Origin of the sequence: Streptomyces sp. NPDC006207, assembly GCF_040613835.1 — a bacterium.
In the GTDB taxonomy this organism is placed as follows: Bacteria; Actinomycetota; Actinomycetes; order Streptomycetales; family Streptomycetaceae; genus Actinacidiphila.
This window is the reverse complement of the sequence record NZ_JBEXSX010000115.1, coordinates 1-14474: the sequence shown is the minus strand read 5'-3', so window position 1 is coordinate 14474 and position 14474 is coordinate 1. Positions and strand designations below refer to the sequence as shown.

Below are 14474 nucleotides of genomic sequence, written 5' to 3'. Positions count from 1 at the left end.
CCCGCAGCGGCCGGGGACGGCCGGGGAGGGCGCGTGGCCGAGGACGAGGTCGGCGCACCCGTACCGGGTGCCGCGCCCCTCGGCGCTGTGGACGTGCCGGTCACACCGGGCCGGCGACCACCGAGACCCGCTTGGTGAGGGCCACGCCCGAGCCGTCCCGGCGCGGGTCCTTGGGCGGGAGGTCGGCCGGCGCGCCCGTGGAGGTGGCGGCACGGGCCGGGGTGCAGCCGGCCCAGGCGAGGAGCAGCATGTCCTCGCCCTTCAGGAAGCGCTGGCAGCGCACGCCGCCGGTCGCCCTTCCCTTGCGCGGGAACTGGTCGAACGGCGTGAGCTTGGCCGTGCCCTCCTCGGCGCCTGCGAGCGTCTCCCGGGCCCCGGCGAGGGTGAAGACCACGGCGTCGGCCGAGGGGTCGACGGCGGTGAAGGAGATCACCTTCGCGCCGTCCGTCAGCTTGATGCCGGCCATGCCGCCCGCCGGGCGGCCCTGCGGACGGACCTGGCCCGCCGGGTAGCGCAGCAACTGTGCGTCGTCGGTGATGAAGACCAGGTCCTCCTCGCCGGTGCGCAGTTCGACCGCACCCACGATGCGGTCGCCCTCCTTGAGCGCGATGACCTCCAGGTCGTCCTTGTTCGCCGGGTAGTCCGGCACGACGCGTTTGACCACGCCCTGCTCGGTGCCGAGCGCCAGACCCGGCGAGGACTCGTCGAGCGTGGTGAGGCAGAGCACCTGCTCGTCCGGTTCCAGCGACAGGAACTCCGCGAGCGGCGCCCCGCCCGCCAGGTTCGGCGCACCGGAGGTCTCCGGCAGGATCGGCAGGTCGATCACGGCGATCCGCAGCAGGCGCCCGGTGGAGGTGACCATCCCGATGTCGGCCCGCGCCGTCGTCGGGATCGCCGAGACGATCACGTCGTGCTTGACGCGCTTGCCGTCGCCCGGGGCCAGGGCCTCGCCGTTCGCCGTACGGGCCAGCAGCCCGGTGGAGGAGAGCAGCACGCGGCACGGGTCGTCGGCGACCTCCAGCGGCACGGCCGCGACGGGGGCCGCGCCCGGCTCCATCAGCAGGGTGCGGCGCTCGGTGGCGTACTTCTTGGCGACCGCCGCCAGCTCGGCGCCGACCAGCTTGCGCAGCTCGGCGTCGGACTCCAGGATCCGGGTGAGCTCCTCGATCTCGGCGGTCAGCCTGTCCCGCTCGGACTCCAGTTCAATCCGGTCGAAGCGGGTCAGCCGGCGCAGCGGGGTGTCGAGGATGTACTGGGTCTGGATCTCCGACAGCGCGAAGCGCTCGATGAGGCGCTCCTTGGCCTGGGCGGCGTTGTCGCTGGAGCGGATGATCGAGATGACCTCGTCGATGTCGACCAGGGCGACCAGCAGGCCCTCCACCAGGTGGAGGCGGTCCCGGCGCTTGCCGCGGCGGAACTCGCTGCGCCGCCGGACGACCTCGAAGCGGTGGTCGAGGTAGACCTCCAGCAGTTCCTTCAGGCCCAGCGTGAGCGGCTGGCCGTCGACCAGCGCCACGTTGTTGATGCCGAAGGACTCCTCCATGGGGGTCAGCTTGTACAGCTGCTCCAGGACGGCCTCGGGGTGGAAGCCGTTCTTCACCTCGATGACCAGCCGCAGTCCGTGCTCGCGGTCGGTGAGGTCCTTGACGTCCGCGACGCCCTGCAGCTTCTTCGAGCCGACCAGGTCCTTGATCTTGGAGATGACCTTCTCCGGGCCGACCGCGAACGGCAGCTCGGTCACCACCAGGCCCTTGCGGCGGGCCGTCACGTCCTCGACGGCCACCGTGGCGCGGATCTTGAACGTGCCGCGGCCGGTCTCGTACGCGTCCCGGACGCCGTCCAGGCCCACGATCCGGCCGCCGGTCGGCAGGTCCGGGCCGGGGACGTACCGCATCAGCGTCTCGAGGTCCGCGTTCGGGTAGCGGATCAGGTGGCGGGCGGCCGCGATGACCTCGCCCAGGTTGTGCGGCGGCATGTTGGTCGCCATGCCGACCGCGATGCCCGAGGCGCCGTTGACCAGCAGGTTCGGGTAGGCGGCGGGCAGGGCCACCGGCTCCTGCTCCTGGCCGTCGTAGTTCGGCGTGAAGTCGACGGTGTCCTCGTCGATCGACTCGACCATCAGCATCGCGGCGGGCGTCGTGCGGCACTCCGTGTACCGCATCGCGGCCGGCGGGTCGTCGTTGCCGAGCGAGCCGAAGTTGCCGTGGCCGTCGACCAGCGGCACGCGCATCGAGAACGGCTGGGCCATGCGCACCAGCGCGTCGTAGATCGAGGAGTCGCCGTGCGGGTGGAGCTTGCCCATCACCTCGCCGACGACGCGGGCGCACTTCACGAAGCCGCGCTCGGGGCGCAGCCCCATCTCGTTCATCTGGTAGACGATCCGCCGGTGCACCGGCTTGAGCCCGTCGCGGGCGTCCGGGAGGGCGCGCGAGTAGATGACCGAGTAGGCGTACTCGAGGAAGGACCCCTGCATCTCGTCGACGACGTCGATGTCGAGGATGCGCTCCTCGAAATCGTCCGGCGGCGGGGTCTTCGTGGTGCGGCGGGCCATCAGGGCGCTGCTCCTTCGGCTGGACCTCATCGGATAAGGACACGGGACTGTCGCGGACCATTGTGGACCGCCCCACCGACAGCCCGGACCACCCCCCCGCCTCATACGTGGCGGTGACGGGAACTTCGCGGGCCGTTTGTCCGCTGCCTAGAGTGGCAGGTCTCAGCACAAAACAACGAGTACGCGACCGGAAGGACAGCTTGCCCATGGGTCACACGGCCACGCCGGAGGCAGAATCCGGCGGCCTCACCGCGACCGAGCACCGCCTGGCCAACGGCCTGCGCGTCGTGCTCTCCGAGGACCACCTCACCCCGGTCGCCGCGGTCTGCCTCTGGTACGACGTCGGTTCCCGCCACGAGGTGAAGGGCCGTACCGGACTCGCCCACCTCTTCGAGCACTTGATGTTCCAGGGTTCGGCGAACGTCAAGGGCAACGGCCACTTCGAACTGGTCCAGTCCGCCGGCGGCTCCCTCAACGGCACCACCAGCTTCGAGCGCACCAACTACTTCGAGACCATGCCGGCCCACCAGTTGGAGCTCGCGCTCTGGCTCGAGGCCGACCGCATGGGCAGCCTGCTGTCCGCACTGGACCTGCAGAGCCTGGACAACCAGCGTGACGTGGTCAAGAACGAGCGCCGCCAGCGGTACGACAACGTCCCCTACGGCACCGCCTTCGAGCGGCTGACCGCGATGGCGTACCCGGACGGCCACCCGTACCACCACACCCCCATCGGCTCGATGGCGGACCTGGACGCCGCCTCCCTGGAGGACGCGCGCGCCTTCTTCCGGACCTACTACGCTCCGAACAACGCCGTCCTCGCGGTCGTCGGGGACATCGACCCGGAGCAGACGCTGGCCTGGATCGAGAAGTACTTCGGCACCATCCCGTCCCACGACGGCAAGCCGGCGCCCCGTGACGGTTCACTCCCCGGGGTGATCGGCGGGGAGCTCCGCGAGGTCGTCGAGGAGGACGTCCCCTCGCGCGCCCTGATGGCCGCCTACCGGCTGCCGCACGACGGCACCCGCGAGTCCGACGCCGCGGACCTGGCGCTGACCGTCCTCGGCGGCGGTGAGTCCTCCCGGCTGCACAACCGCCTGGTGCGCCGGGACCGCAGCGCCGTCGCGGCCGGGTTCGGCCTGCTGAGGCTGGCCGGGGCGCCGTCGCTCGGCTGGCTCGACGTGAAGACGTCCAGCGGCGTCGAGGTGCCCACCATCGAGGCCGCCGTCGACGAGGAACTGGCCCGCTTCGCCGAGGAGGGCCCGACCCCGGAGGAGATGGAGCGGGCGCAGGCCCAGCTCGAGCGCGAGTGGCTGGACCGGCTCGCCACGGTCGGCGGCCGTGCCGACGAACTGTGCCGGTACGCCGTGCTGTTCGGCGACCCGCAGCTCGCGCTGACCGCCGTCAAGCGCATCCTGGACATCACCGCGGACGAGGTGCGCGCCGTCGCCGCGGCCACCCTGCGGCCCGACAACCGCGCCGTGCTGGTCTACGAGCCCACGGGTTCGCCGGACGCGTCCGGCGAGGACTCCGACGAGGACGAGGAGGGCGCGGACCAGTGACCGACGTCCACACCACCATGACGTTCCACCCGCAGCCACGGCCGGGACAGCCCAAGCCCTGGGACTTCCCGGCCCCCGAGCGGTCCACGCTGCCCAACGGGCTGACGGTGCTGCGCAGCCGGCGCCCCGGCCAGAAGGTCGTCGCCGTCGAGGTGCTGCTCACGGCGCCGCTCGACGCCGAGCCCGAGGGCCTGGACGGCGTCGCCACGATCATGGCCCGGGCCCTGTCCGAGGGCACCGACAAGCACACCGCCGAGGAGTTCGCCGCCGAGCTGGAGCGCTGCGGGGCCACCCTCGACGCACACGCCGATCACCCCGGCGTGCGGGTCTCCCTGGAGGTCCCCGCCTCCCGTCTCGACAAGGCCCTCGGCCTGCTCGCCGACGCGCTGCGCGCCCCGGCGTTCCCGGACGGCGAGGTCGAGCGGCTGGTGCGCAACCGCCTCGACGAGATCCCGCACGAGCTGGCCAACCCCGCGCGGCGCGCCGCCATGGCGCTGTCCAAGGAGCTGTTCGCCGCCGACCTGCGCTGCTCCCGGCCGCGCCAGGGCACCGAGGAGACGGTCGCGCGCATCGACGCCTCCGCCGTCCGTGCCTTCTACGACACGCACGTACGGCCGTCCACCTCGACGGCCGTCGTGGTCGGCGACTTCACCGGGATCGACCTGGAGGCGCTGCTCGAGAACACGCTGGGGGAGTGGAGCGGCAAGCCCGCCGAGCGCCGCCCGCTGCCCGCGATCACCGCGGACGACACCGCGCGCGTCGTGATCGTCGACCGGCCCGGGTCCGTCCAGACCCAGGTGCTCATCGGCCGCGCCGGCGCGGACCGCCACGATCCCGTGTGGGCCGCCCAGGTGCTCGGCACGTACTGCCTCGGCGGCACGCTGACCTCGCGCCTGGACCGCGTCCTGCGCGAGGAGAAGGGTTACACCTACGGCGTGCGGGCCTTCGGCCAGGTGCTGCTGTCCACGCCCGAGGGCACCGGCGTCTCCCTGCTCGGCATCAGCGGGTCCGTGGCGACCGACGTCACCGCGCCCGCGCTGGCCGACACCTGGCAGGTGCTGCGCACCCTGGGGGCGGAGGGGCTCACCGACGAGGAGCGCGACGCCGCCGTGCAGAACCTGGTGGGCGTCGCGCCGCTGCGCTACGAGACCGCCTCGGCGGTGGCCGGGACCTTCGCCGACCAGGTCGAGCAGTCCCTGCCGGACGACTTCCAGGCCCGGCTCTACGAGCGGCTGGCCGTCACCGGCACGGTGGAGGCGACGGCCGCGGCCGTCAACGCCTTCCCCCTGGACCGGCTCGTGGTCGTCCTCGTCGGCGACGCCTCCGTCATCGCGGACCCGATCCGCGAGCTGGGCATCGGCCCGGTCGAGGTCGTCACGGGCGGCTGACCGGTAGCTCCGCACCGCGGCCCCGGATGCCCTTGCGGCACCCGGGGCCGCGGTGCGCGGGGCTACCCGTTCAGCGGTCCAGCCGGGCCGCCGCCACGTTGATCCGCATGCCGCACGGAACGCGTCCGCCGGCTCCGCTCAGGCCTGCGGCCCGGTCCAGGAACACGGCGCGCAGCTCCTCGGCCGGCTCCTCGTCCAGGACCTCCATGTCGTAGAACGTCCCGGTGAGGGCGGACCAGACCTCGTGGGGCGTCCCGTCCATGCCGATGACGACCGTCTCCCAGGACAGCGGTGCGAAGCCGAGGGGTGCGAGGAGCCCGTCGAGCCCCTCCCGGCTCCGTGTCCTGCGGTCGCCCAGCCGCGGAAGACGCCGCTGCGCCGCCTTGAAGTACGGCACGGCCAGCGTCAGGAAGAGCTCCACGGCCTCGCCGGGGACGGGCCCGCCGCCGACGGCGACGGCGAACGTGCCGCCCGGTGCGAGCACCCGGGCGGCCTCGGCCACGACCCGGTCGGCGTCCGACATCAGCATGAGCGCCATGTGGGAGACCACGGCGTCGAAGGAGCCGTCGGCGAAGGGCAGCTCCTGCGCACGCCCCTGCCGCAGGTCGGCGCCGGCCAGCGCGGGCCGCCGGCGGGCGAGGGCCAGCTCGCCCTCCGACAGGTCGACGCCGGCGGGAACCTCGGCCCCGCGCCCGGCGAGCAGTTCCAGCAGGGCGCCGTCCGCGCAGCCGAGGTCCAGGACCCGCCGGGCGCCGGCGACACGCTCGGCGAGCACCTCGTAACTCGTCCGCCCGTCGCGGGTGGGGGCGGCCTCGGTCCCCTCCGACTGACGGCCGGGCATCCGGTCGTGGAAGGCGCGCAGGAAGTCCTCGGCGGCGCGGGCGGCGTCGGTGGCCGCCCCTGGTGTCGTGGTCACCCCGTGACCCTACGTACGCGGTGCCGCCACCGGGTCCCGTTCGGCCGGGCCGGACGGTGACGCCGGTCACCGCGGCCCGCGCCACGGCCGTGCGGGGGCTTCCGGGAGGGGTGCGCACCGCCGGGGAGCTGCGGCATCGCGGTATTGCGGACGGTTGCGACCGGTTGGCGGCCGGTGTGGCATCCCGCACATATTGCCGGATTTTTTTGGAACCGGGAGCAACGCCTGGTTAACGTCCTCGGGTTGCCCGGCGGAAGCAGCCGCCTCCCGCGGCACCGGAGCAACGATCGCCGAGTCCCCGTCAGGCGTGAGCCTGGGGAGCCGGGGACCCACCTGAGATGTCCCTGGGGTGAATCGGGCGGCCTGCCGCCGCCCGTAGGAGACCTTCCTGCTCCGAACCCGTCAGCTAACCCGGTAGGCGAGAAGGAAGGAAAGGATCCCCGCCTGCCCATGGCGTCGTTCTCCATACGTTCCACCCTGGCCGGCGCCGCCGCGCTGACCACCGTCACCACCGGCGCGTTCGTCGTGCCCGCCGCGGCTGCCGACGCCAGGGCCGAGGGTTCCGCCTTCGCCCGCTGCGCCGCGGTCGCCGGGGACCTCGCCGCGCACCTCGCCGACCAGGCCTCGGCCCAGCACCGGGCCGCCGTCGTCGCGCAGAAGCGCCACGACGTCCTTGTCGCGCGCGCCAAGCGCGCCGCTCGTGAGCGTGCCGCCAAGGAGGCCGCCGCCAAGGCGGCCAAGGCCAAGGCGGCCCGGGAGAGCGGCACCGCGCACGCCTCCCGGAGCGCCGCCAAGGGCCGCGGCACGCTCGGCGGCTGGATGCTGCCGGTCGCCGGCTCCATCGGCACGCCCTACCACGCGACCAGCAGCCTGTGGTCCTCCGGCTACCACACCGGCGTGGACTTCCAGGCCTCCGTCGGCACCCCGGTGCACGCCGCCGGCGCGGGCACCGTCGTCGAGGCGGGCTGGGGCGGCTCCTACGGCAACAACGTCGTGATCCGCCACGCGGACGGCATGTACACCCAGTACGCCCACCTGTCCTCGCTGGGCGTGTCCGTGGGCCAGACCGTCTCCGCGGGGCAGCAGATCGGCCTGTCGGGCGCCACCGGCAACGTGACGGGGCCGCACCTGCACTTCGAGGCCCGTACGGCACCGTCCTACGGCGCCGACGTGGACCCGCTGGCGTACCTGCGTTCCAAGGGCGTCCGCATCTGAGCCATTCCCCTCCCCCCACACGAAGGCCCCGGTTCCCCCGCCGGGGCCTTCGGCATGCCGGCGCTTCCCGGCCGCGGGGTGTCCAAAAATGCTCCATGAATTCAGGGCAGCCGTCGGAATCGGCGGCGTGCTGGAATAGAGTCGCGGCAGAAACGCCGGCTCCTCCGTTACACGGGGATTAAAGGACGGCCGTCGGCGCGCACCGAAAGGAACCTGCGATGTGGGGTCGTACGTGAAGGGGGCCGGCGGCGCGGGCCGCCCGATTTCGGCCCGGGCGGTGTGCACCGCGATCCGTGACGACATCATCAGCGGGTTCTTCGCGCCGGGGAGCCGGCTGACCGAAGAGCAGTTGGCCAAGCGCTACGGGGTGTCCCGGGTCCCGGTGCGCGAGGCGCTGCGCACCCTGGAGTCCGAGGGCTTCGTGCGGACCCGCCGGCACGCCGGGGCGTCCGTGGCCGAGCCGACCGAGCAGGAGGCCGCCGACCTGCTGGACATCCGTGCCCTGCTGGAGCCGCTGGGCGCCGCGCGGGCGGCGCAGCGGCGCACCGAGGCCCATGTGAAGGTGCTGCGCGGGCTCGTCCGGCTGGGCCAGGAACGTTCCCTCCGGCGCCAGTTGTCCGACCTGCCCGCGCTGGACGGCTGGTTCCACGAGACGCTGGCCCAGGCTTCCGGCAGCCCGACCCTGGTGGCGCTGCTGACCCAGCTGCGGCACAAGATCGCCTGGGTGTACGCGGTGGACACCCCTGGGCGGGCCGTGGAGTCCTGGGAGGAGCACGGGGCGGTCGTGGACGCGGTGGCACGCGGTGACGCGGAGCGGGCCCGGCGGCTGATGGCGGCCCATGTGGAGCGGGCGACGGCGGTGCACCGGCTGCGCCGTCCGGAGAGCACGGGGCGCGGCGCCGCGGCGCGGTGAGGAATCGGAAACACGCCGTACACACTTCGCGCGGCCGGGTTTAACAGAAGTGCCGTATACAACTTGGGGAATTGTGCGCGGGGTATTTCCGTGCCCTATTGTGCTGCGCGCTGCCCGAAAATGACCTCGCAATGGCGAAGGGGCGGGTCCGCGAAATCCGGCCGGATTTCACGCGCAGGCCCGCCCCTTTTGCCGCACCGCGGCTCCGCGCGCTGTCAGACGGTCTCGGGGAGTTCGTCCAGGCCTTCGGAGACGAGCTTGGCGAGGCTGTCCAGAGCGGCGTCCACCCCCTCCGCGTCGGAGGCCAGCACGACCTCCTCGCCGCCGGCCACGCCCAGGCTCAGCACGGCGAGCATCGAGGCGGCGTTGACCGGGGCCCCGTCCGCCTTCGCGATGGTGACGGGGGCGCCCACGGCGGTGGCGGCGCGGACGAAGATCGAAGCGGGACGTGCGTGCAGGCCCTCGGCCCAGCCGATGGTGACGCGGCGCTCAGCCATGGTGTTGCCCTTCGGGTCGTTCCTGGGAGGTCTAGACCAGTCTGCCATGCCTCGGACACCGGTCCGTCCCCACATCGTCGCACCGGTCCCGCGACCGGCAGGTGCCCGTACGCTTGGGCCATGACGACGCCGTCCGCCGCAGAGCGCGACTACCCGGTCCACTGGGAGGCGGACGTGGTCCTGCGCGACGGCGGGATCGCCCACGTCCGGCCCATCGCGCCGGACGACGCGGGACGGCTGGTCAGCTTCTACGAGAAGGTCTCCGACGAGTCCAAGTACTACCGCTTCTTCGCGCCCTACCCCCGGCTCTCCGACCGGGACGTGCACCGCTTCACCCACCACGACTACCGTGACCGCGTCGGCCTGGCGGCCCTGGTCGGCGGCGAGTTCATCGCGACCGTCCGCTACGACCGCACCGACGACGGCGAGGCCGAGGTCGCCTTCCTGGTCCAGGACGCGCACCAGGGCCGCGGGGTGGCCTCCGCCCTGATGGAGCACATCGCGGCGGTGGCCCGCGAGCGCGGCATCCGTCGCTTCATCGCCGAGGTGCTGCCCTCCAACCGCAAGATGATCAAGGTCTTCACCGACGCGGGCTACACCCAGCAGCGCAGCTTCACCGACGGCGTCGTCCGGCTCGAATGCGACCTGGAGCCCACCGAGCAGTCCCTCGCCGTCATGCGCGCCCGCGAGCAGCGCGCCGAGGCCCGCTCCGTCCAGCGACTGCTCGCCCCCGCCTCCGTGGCCGTCATCGGCACCGGCCGCCGGCCGGGCGGCGTCGGCCGCGGAGTGCTCCGGAACATCGTCGCGGGCGGCTACACCGGCCGCGTACACGCCGTGAACCGCTCCTTCCCCGAGGACCTGCGCACCCTCGACCCGGAGGGCGTCCCCGCCCACCGCTCCGTCGCCGAGATCCCCGACACCGTGGACCTCGCCGTGATCGCCGTGCCCGCCGACGACGTCGCCGAGGCCGTCGACGCATGCGGCCGGCACGGCGTCCTGGGCCTGCTGGTGATCTCCTCCGGCTACGCCGAGTCCGGCGCCGAGGGCCGCCGCAGGCAGCGCGCACTGGTGCGGCAGGCCCACTCGTACGGGATGCGCGTCATCGGCCCCAACGCGTTCGGCATCCTCAACTCCGCCGAGGACGTCCGGCTCAACGCCTCGCTGTCGCCGCAGACCCCGGACGCCGGACGGCTCGGCCTGTTCACCCAGTCCGGCGCCATCGGCATCGCCCTGCTGTCCGGGCTGCGCCGGCGCGGCGCCGGACTGTCGTCCTTCGTCTCCGCCGGCAATCGGGCGGACGTCTCGGGCAACGACATCCTGCAGTTCTGGTACGACGACCCGGCCACCGACGTCGCCCTGCTCTACCTCGAAACCCTCGGCAACCCGCGCAAGTTCTACCGCCTCGCCCGGCGCACCGCCGCCGTCAAGCCGGTCGTCGTCGTCAAGGGCGCCCGGCACTCGGCGGCCGCCCCGCCCGGACACGCGGTGCCCCCCGCCCGCATCGCGGACAGCACGGTCTCGGCCCTGCTGCGGCAGGCCGGCGTCATCCGCACCGACACCGTCACCGAGCTCCTCGACACCGGACTGCTGCTGTCCTGCCGCCCGCTGCCCGCGGGCCCCCGCGTCGCGGTCCTCGGCAACTCGGAGTCGCTCGGCCTGCTCACCTACGACGCCTGCCTCACCGCCGGGCTGGAACCGGGCCTCCCGCTCGACCTCACCACGGCCGCCGGCCCCGAGGACTTCCGGGCCGCCCTCTCCGCCGCCCTCGCCGACCCCGCCCACGACGCCGTCGTGGTCACCGCCATCCCGCGCGTGGGCTCCGACCTCGGCGAGGCCCCCGCGAGCAGCGACGACCCCGCGCTGGCCGAAGCCCTCCACGCCGCCGCGGACGAGGCCGGCACCGGCAAGCCCGTCGTGATCGTCCACACCGCCCTGGAGGCCATGGCCACCCGCCTCGCCGCCGTCCGCATCCCCGCGTACGGCGCCGCCGAGCGCGCCGTGAAGGCACTGGCCAGGGCCGCCGCGTACGCCCAGTGGCGCAGGGACGCCCAGGTTCCCGGCAGGGTGCCGGAGTTCGAGGACGTCGACGAGGCGGGCGCCTGCCAGGACGTCACCCGGCTGCTCGACGAGGCGGCGGAGCCCGTCGGGGACACCCACGGCGTCCCCCTCGACGACTCCGCGGCCGCCGCCCTGCTGGCCCGCTACGGCATCACGGTCCGGCCCACGCTGCCCGCCCCCGGGATCGACGCGGCCCTGGAGGCGGCCCGGCGGCTCGGCTACCCGGTCGCCCTCAAGACCACCGCGCCCCACCTGCGGCACCGCGCCGACCTCGGCGGCGTACGCCTGGACATCGCCGGCCCCGACGACATCAGCCGCGCCTTCGAGGAGCTGACCGCCCGGCTGGGCAAGCCGGAGGAGCTGCACCTGGTCGTGCAGGCCATGGCACCGCGCGGCGTCGACACGGTCGTACGCGCCACCGTCGACCCGGCCGCGGGCGCCGTGCTCTCCTTCGGCATCGCCGGCGCCCCCTCCGAACTCCTCGACGACATGGCGCACCGGCTGGTCCCGGCCACCGACCGGGACGTCGCCGAGCTGGTCCGCTCCATCAAGGCCGCCCCGCTGCTGTTCGGCTGGCGCGGCGCGGAGCCGGTGGACACCGGCGCCCTGGAGGAGCTGCTGCTGCGGGTGTCGCGGCTGGTCGACGACCTGCCCGAGGTGGTCTCCGTCGACCTCGAACCGGTCGTGGTGGCCCCCGCCGGCCTCACCGTGCTCGGCGCCTCCGTGCGCCTCGCGCGCCCCCCGGCCCGCACGGACCTCGGGCCTCGTGCACTGTCGTCCTTCTGAACACGTGCTCCGCACTAGGATGGTCGCCATGGCGAAGACCGGTACGACGACCCAGGGGCTGCGCGCGGCGATCGAGCGCAGCGGCTACTACCCCGCCCTCGTGGCCGAGGCCGTGGAGGCCTCCGTCGGTGGGGAGGCGGTCGCCTCGTACCTGGTCCACCAGGAGACCACCTTCGACGCGAACGAGGTCCGCCGGCACGTCACCGTCCTGGTCCTGACCAGCACCCGCTTCATCGTCAGCCACACCGACGAGCAGAGCGCCGACGACACCTCCCCGAGCCCCTACGCCACCACCTCCACCGAGTCGGTCAAGCTGGAGCGGATCTCGTCGGTCGTGCTGAGCCGGGTCGTCGCCAACCCCGAGTCGTACACCCCGGGCACCTTGCCCCGCGAGGTCGTGCTGACCATCGGCTGGGGCGCGGTCAGCCGCATCGACCTGGAGCCCGCCGCCTGCGGCGACCCCAACTGCGAGGCCGACCACGGCTACACCGGCTCCTCCAGCGCCGACGACCTGAGCCTGCGGGTCAGCGAGGCGGGCGACGGCCCCGAGACCGTCCGCCAGGCCCTCGCCTTCGCACAGGCGCTCTCCGAGGCGACCGCGGGCGCGGCCTCCTGATGGTCCATCCCGCCCCGTCCTACGAACCGCTCGATCCGTACGCCGCACCCGCCCCGCGCTACGGCAGCGCTTCCCTGAGCGACCTGCTGCCCGCGGTCGCCGCCGGGCTCGGCATCACCGGCGCCCCGCGGACGGCGCTCGACCTGGTGCCCGCCGACCGGGTCTGCGTGTTCCTCGTCGACGGCATGGGCTGGGAGCTGATCCGCCGGCATCCCGACGAGGCGCCGTTCCTCACCTCCCTGATCGCCGGCTCGGCCACCGGCAGCGGCCGGCCGATCACCGCGGGCTTCCCCTCCACCACCGCGACCTCGCTCGCCTCCGTCGGCACCGGGCTGCCGCCCGGCGCGCACGGCCTGGCCGGGTACACCGTGCTGAACCCGGACACCGGCGAGCTGATGAACCAGCTGCGATGGCAGCCGTGGACCGACCCGTACGTCTGGCAGCCGTACCCCACGGTCTTCCAGCTCGCCCAGGCCGCCGGCATCGAGACCTGTCAGGTCACCTCGCCGACCTTCCAGCACACCCCGCTGACGAAGATCGCCCTCAGCGGCGGCACCTTCCACGGGCGGCTCAGCGGCGAGGAGCGCATGGACCTCACCGCCGAGCGGCTCGCGGCGACCGACCGGGCGCTGGTCTACACGTACTACAGCGAGCTGGACTCCATGGGCCACCGGCACGGGGTCGACTCCGACGCCTGGCGCGGCCAGCTGATGATGGCCGACCGGCTCGCCCAGCGGCTCGCCGAGCAGCTCCCGCCGCGCAGCGCGCTCTACATCACCGCCGACCACGGCATGATCGACATCCCCTTCGACCCGGAGTCCCGGATCGACTTCGACGAGGACTGGGAGCTGCGCGCCGGCGTCGCCGTCCTCGCCGGCGAGGCCCGGGCCCGTCATGTCTACGCCGTGCCAGGCGCCGCAGCCGACGTGCACGCGGTGTGGAGCGAGGTGCTCGGCGAGCAGATGTGGGTGGCCTCCCGTGAAGAGGCGGTCGCCGCGGGCTGGTTCGGGCCCGTCGTGGAGGACCGGGTGCTCGGCCGCATCGGAGACGTCGTCGCCGTCGCCCGGGACGACGTCGCGATCGTCGCCACCCGCTCCGAGCCGGGGGAGTCCACCATGGTCGGCCTGCACGGCTCGATGACCCCCGTGGAGCAGTTGGTGCCGCTGCTGGAAGTCCGCACCTGACGCACCGCCCTCCCTGCCCACCGCCCACCACCGCCCCGAAAGGCCGCCGCCTCCTCATGCCTGAGCTCGTGTTCTTCTCCGGAACGATGGACTGCGGGAAGAGCACCCTCGCCCTGCAGATCGAGCACAACCGCTCGGCACGCGGCCTGGAGGGCCTGATCTTCACCCGCAACGACCGGGCCGGCGAGGGCGTCCTCTCCTCCCGGCTCGGCCTGGAGACCAAGGCCGTCGAGGCCGCCGACGACTTCGACTTCTACGGCTACCTCGTCACGCACCTGTCCGGCGGCGCCCGCGCCGACTACGTCATCGTCGACGAGGCCCAGTTCTTCACCCCGGACCAGATCGACCAGCTCGCGCGCATCGTCGACGACCTGCGGCTGGACGTCTTCGCCTTCGGGATCACCACCGACTTCCGCACCAAGCTCTTCCCGGGGTCCCGGCGCCTGGTGGAGATGGCCGACCGGATCGAGGTGCTCCAGGTCGAGGCCCTGTGCTGGTGCGGCGCCCGTGCCACCCACAACGCCCGCACGGTGGGCGGGGAGATGGTCGTCGAGGGCGAGCAGGTCGTCGTCGGCGACGTCAACCGCCCCGGCGCGGACATCGGCTACGAGGTGCTCTGCCGCCGCCACCACATCCGGCGGATGACCGCGGCCGCGGCGCGCGCGGCGGCGATCTCGCCGGACGTCCTGCCGGTCGACTAGGACTTGTCCGCCCGATCATGTGACTACTCGCCGTCCAGGTCGTTGATGTGGACATGGGGCGGGGTGATCTGACAGACGCAGAGTGGGAAC

11 protein-coding genes and 1 riboswitch are annotated in these 14474 nt (G+C 73.3%); of the genes, 8 read left to right on the top strand and 3 right to left on the bottom strand.

Going from position 1 to position 14474, the window contains the following annotated elements; genetic code table 11:
* Nucleotides 1-100 precede the first annotated feature (100 nt).
* A complete protein-coding gene (locus ABZ312_RS43960) occupies nt 101-2551 on the bottom strand; it encodes a DNA gyrase/topoisomerase IV subunit A (protein ID WP_500321997.1) in 2451 nt (816 codons plus the stop codon).
* Between the two features lie 206 nt (nt 2552-2757).
* On the opposite strand from ABZ312_RS43960, the gene ABZ312_RS43955 reads away from it, so the two are divergent.
* Nucleotides 2758-4110, top strand: a complete 1353-nt coding sequence (locus ABZ312_RS43955; RefSeq protein WP_500321934.1) for a M16 family metallopeptidase — start codon at nt 2758-2760, stop codon at nt 4108-4110.
* Nucleotides 4111-4127: 17 nt separating this feature from the next.
* Nucleotides 4128-5498: a M16 family metallopeptidase gene (locus tag ABZ312_RS43950; protein ID WP_500440110.1), complete on the top strand. Its 1371-nt coding sequence runs from the start codon at nt 4128-4130 to the stop codon at nt 5496-5498.
* A gap of 70 nt (nt 5499-5568) precedes the next feature.
* Here the strand turns inward: ABZ312_RS43950 and ABZ312_RS43945 are convergent, their stop codons facing one another.
* Complete coding sequence (locus ABZ312_RS43945; protein ID WP_500357446.1) at nt 5569-6414, bottom strand: class I SAM-dependent methyltransferase; 846 nt, start codon at nt 6412-6414, stop codon at nt 5569-5571.
* 278 nt (nt 6415-6692) lie between these two features.
* A riboswitch (cyclic di-AMP (ydaO/yuaA leader) is annotated at nt 6693-6849 on the top strand.
* 15 nt (nt 6850-6864) lie between these two features.
* On the opposite strand from ABZ312_RS43945, the gene ABZ312_RS43940 reads away from it, so the two are divergent.
* Nucleotides 6865-7629 (top strand): M23 family metallopeptidase, encoded by a 765-nt coding sequence (locus ABZ312_RS43940; protein WP_500440109.1) that lies wholly within the window; start codon nt 6865-6867, stop codon nt 7627-7629.
* Between the two features lie 220 nt (nt 7630-7849).
* Nucleotides 7850-8542 carry a GntR family transcriptional regulator gene (locus ABZ312_RS43935; protein WP_499514489.1) on the top strand — a complete coding sequence of 231 codons (693 nt, stop codon included), beginning with the start codon at nt 7850-7852 and terminating at the stop codon, nt 8540-8542.
* A gap of 215 nt (nt 8543-8757) precedes the next feature.
* On the opposite strand, the gene ABZ312_RS43930 is transcribed toward ABZ312_RS43935, so the two are convergent.
* A complete protein-coding gene (locus ABZ312_RS43930) occupies nt 8758-9039 on the bottom strand; it encodes an HPr family phosphocarrier protein (protein ID WP_499514490.1) in 282 nt (93 codons plus the stop codon).
* A gap of 120 nt (nt 9040-9159) precedes the next feature.
* Here ABZ312_RS43930 and ABZ312_RS43925 point away from each other — a divergent pair, with 120 nt between their 5' ends.
* From ABZ312_RS43925 to ABZ312_RS43910, 4 genes are read left to right on the top strand one after another with little or no spacing between them, the layout of a single operon-like run.
* The gene (locus ABZ312_RS43925; protein ID WP_500357448.1) at nt 9160-11883 is read left to right on the top strand and encodes a bifunctional acetate--CoA ligase family protein/GNAT family N-acetyltransferase; all 2724 of its coding nucleotides are present in this window, start codon (nt 9160-9162) and stop codon (nt 11881-11883) included.
* A gap of 28 nt (nt 11884-11911) precedes the next feature.
* Complete coding sequence (locus ABZ312_RS43920) at nt 11912-12499, top strand: DUF5998 family protein (protein WP_499514492.1); 588 nt, start codon at nt 11912-11914, stop codon at nt 12497-12499.
* Nucleotides 12499-13683, top strand: coding sequence for an alkaline phosphatase family protein (locus ABZ312_RS43915; protein WP_500357450.1), 1185 nt, complete (start codon nt 12499-12501; stop codon nt 13681-13683). The genes ABZ312_RS43920 and ABZ312_RS43915 overlap by 1 nt, the downstream gene beginning before the upstream one ends.
* 56 nt (nt 13684-13739) lie before the next feature.
* Complete coding sequence (locus ABZ312_RS43910) at nt 13740-14384, top strand: thymidine kinase (RefSeq protein WP_499514494.1); 645 nt, start codon at nt 13740-13742, stop codon at nt 14382-14384.
* Nucleotides 14385-14474 lie beyond the last annotated feature (90 nt).

Bases quoted from the DNA above. Each gene is read 5' to 3' on its own strand.
- ABZ312_RS43955 (WP_500321934.1), top strand. From the start codon at position 2,758: ATGGGTCACACGGCCACGCCGGAGGCAGAATCCGGCGGCCTCACCGCG.
- ABZ312_RS43910 (WP_499514494.1), top strand. From the start codon at position 13,740: ATGCCTGAGCTCGTGTTCTTCTCCGGAACGATGGACTGCGGGAAGAGC.
- ABZ312_RS43960 (WP_500321997.1), bottom strand. From the start codon at position 2,551: ATGGCCCGCCGCACCACGAAGACCCCGCCGCCGGACGATTTCGAGGAG.
- ABZ312_RS43950 (WP_500440110.1), top strand. From the start codon at position 4,128: ATGACGTTCCACCCGCAGCCACGGCCGGGACAGCCCAAGCCCTGGGAC.
- ABZ312_RS43915 (WP_500357450.1), top strand. From the start codon at position 12,499: ATGGTCCATCCCGCCCCGTCCTACGAACCGCTCGATCCGTACGCCGCA.
- ABZ312_RS43940 (WP_500440109.1), top strand. From the start codon at position 6,865: ATGGCGTCGTTCTCCATACGTTCCACCCTGGCCGGCGCCGCCGCGCTG.
- ABZ312_RS43930 (WP_499514490.1), bottom strand. From the start codon at position 9,039: ATGGCTGAGCGCCGCGTCACCATCGGCTGGGCCGAGGGCCTGCACGCA.
- ABZ312_RS43925 (WP_500357448.1), top strand. From the start codon at position 9,160: ATGACGACGCCGTCCGCCGCAGAGCGCGACTACCCGGTCCACTGGGAG.
- ABZ312_RS43920 (WP_499514492.1), top strand. From the start codon at position 11,912: ATGGCGAAGACCGGTACGACGACCCAGGGGCTGCGCGCGGCGATCGAG.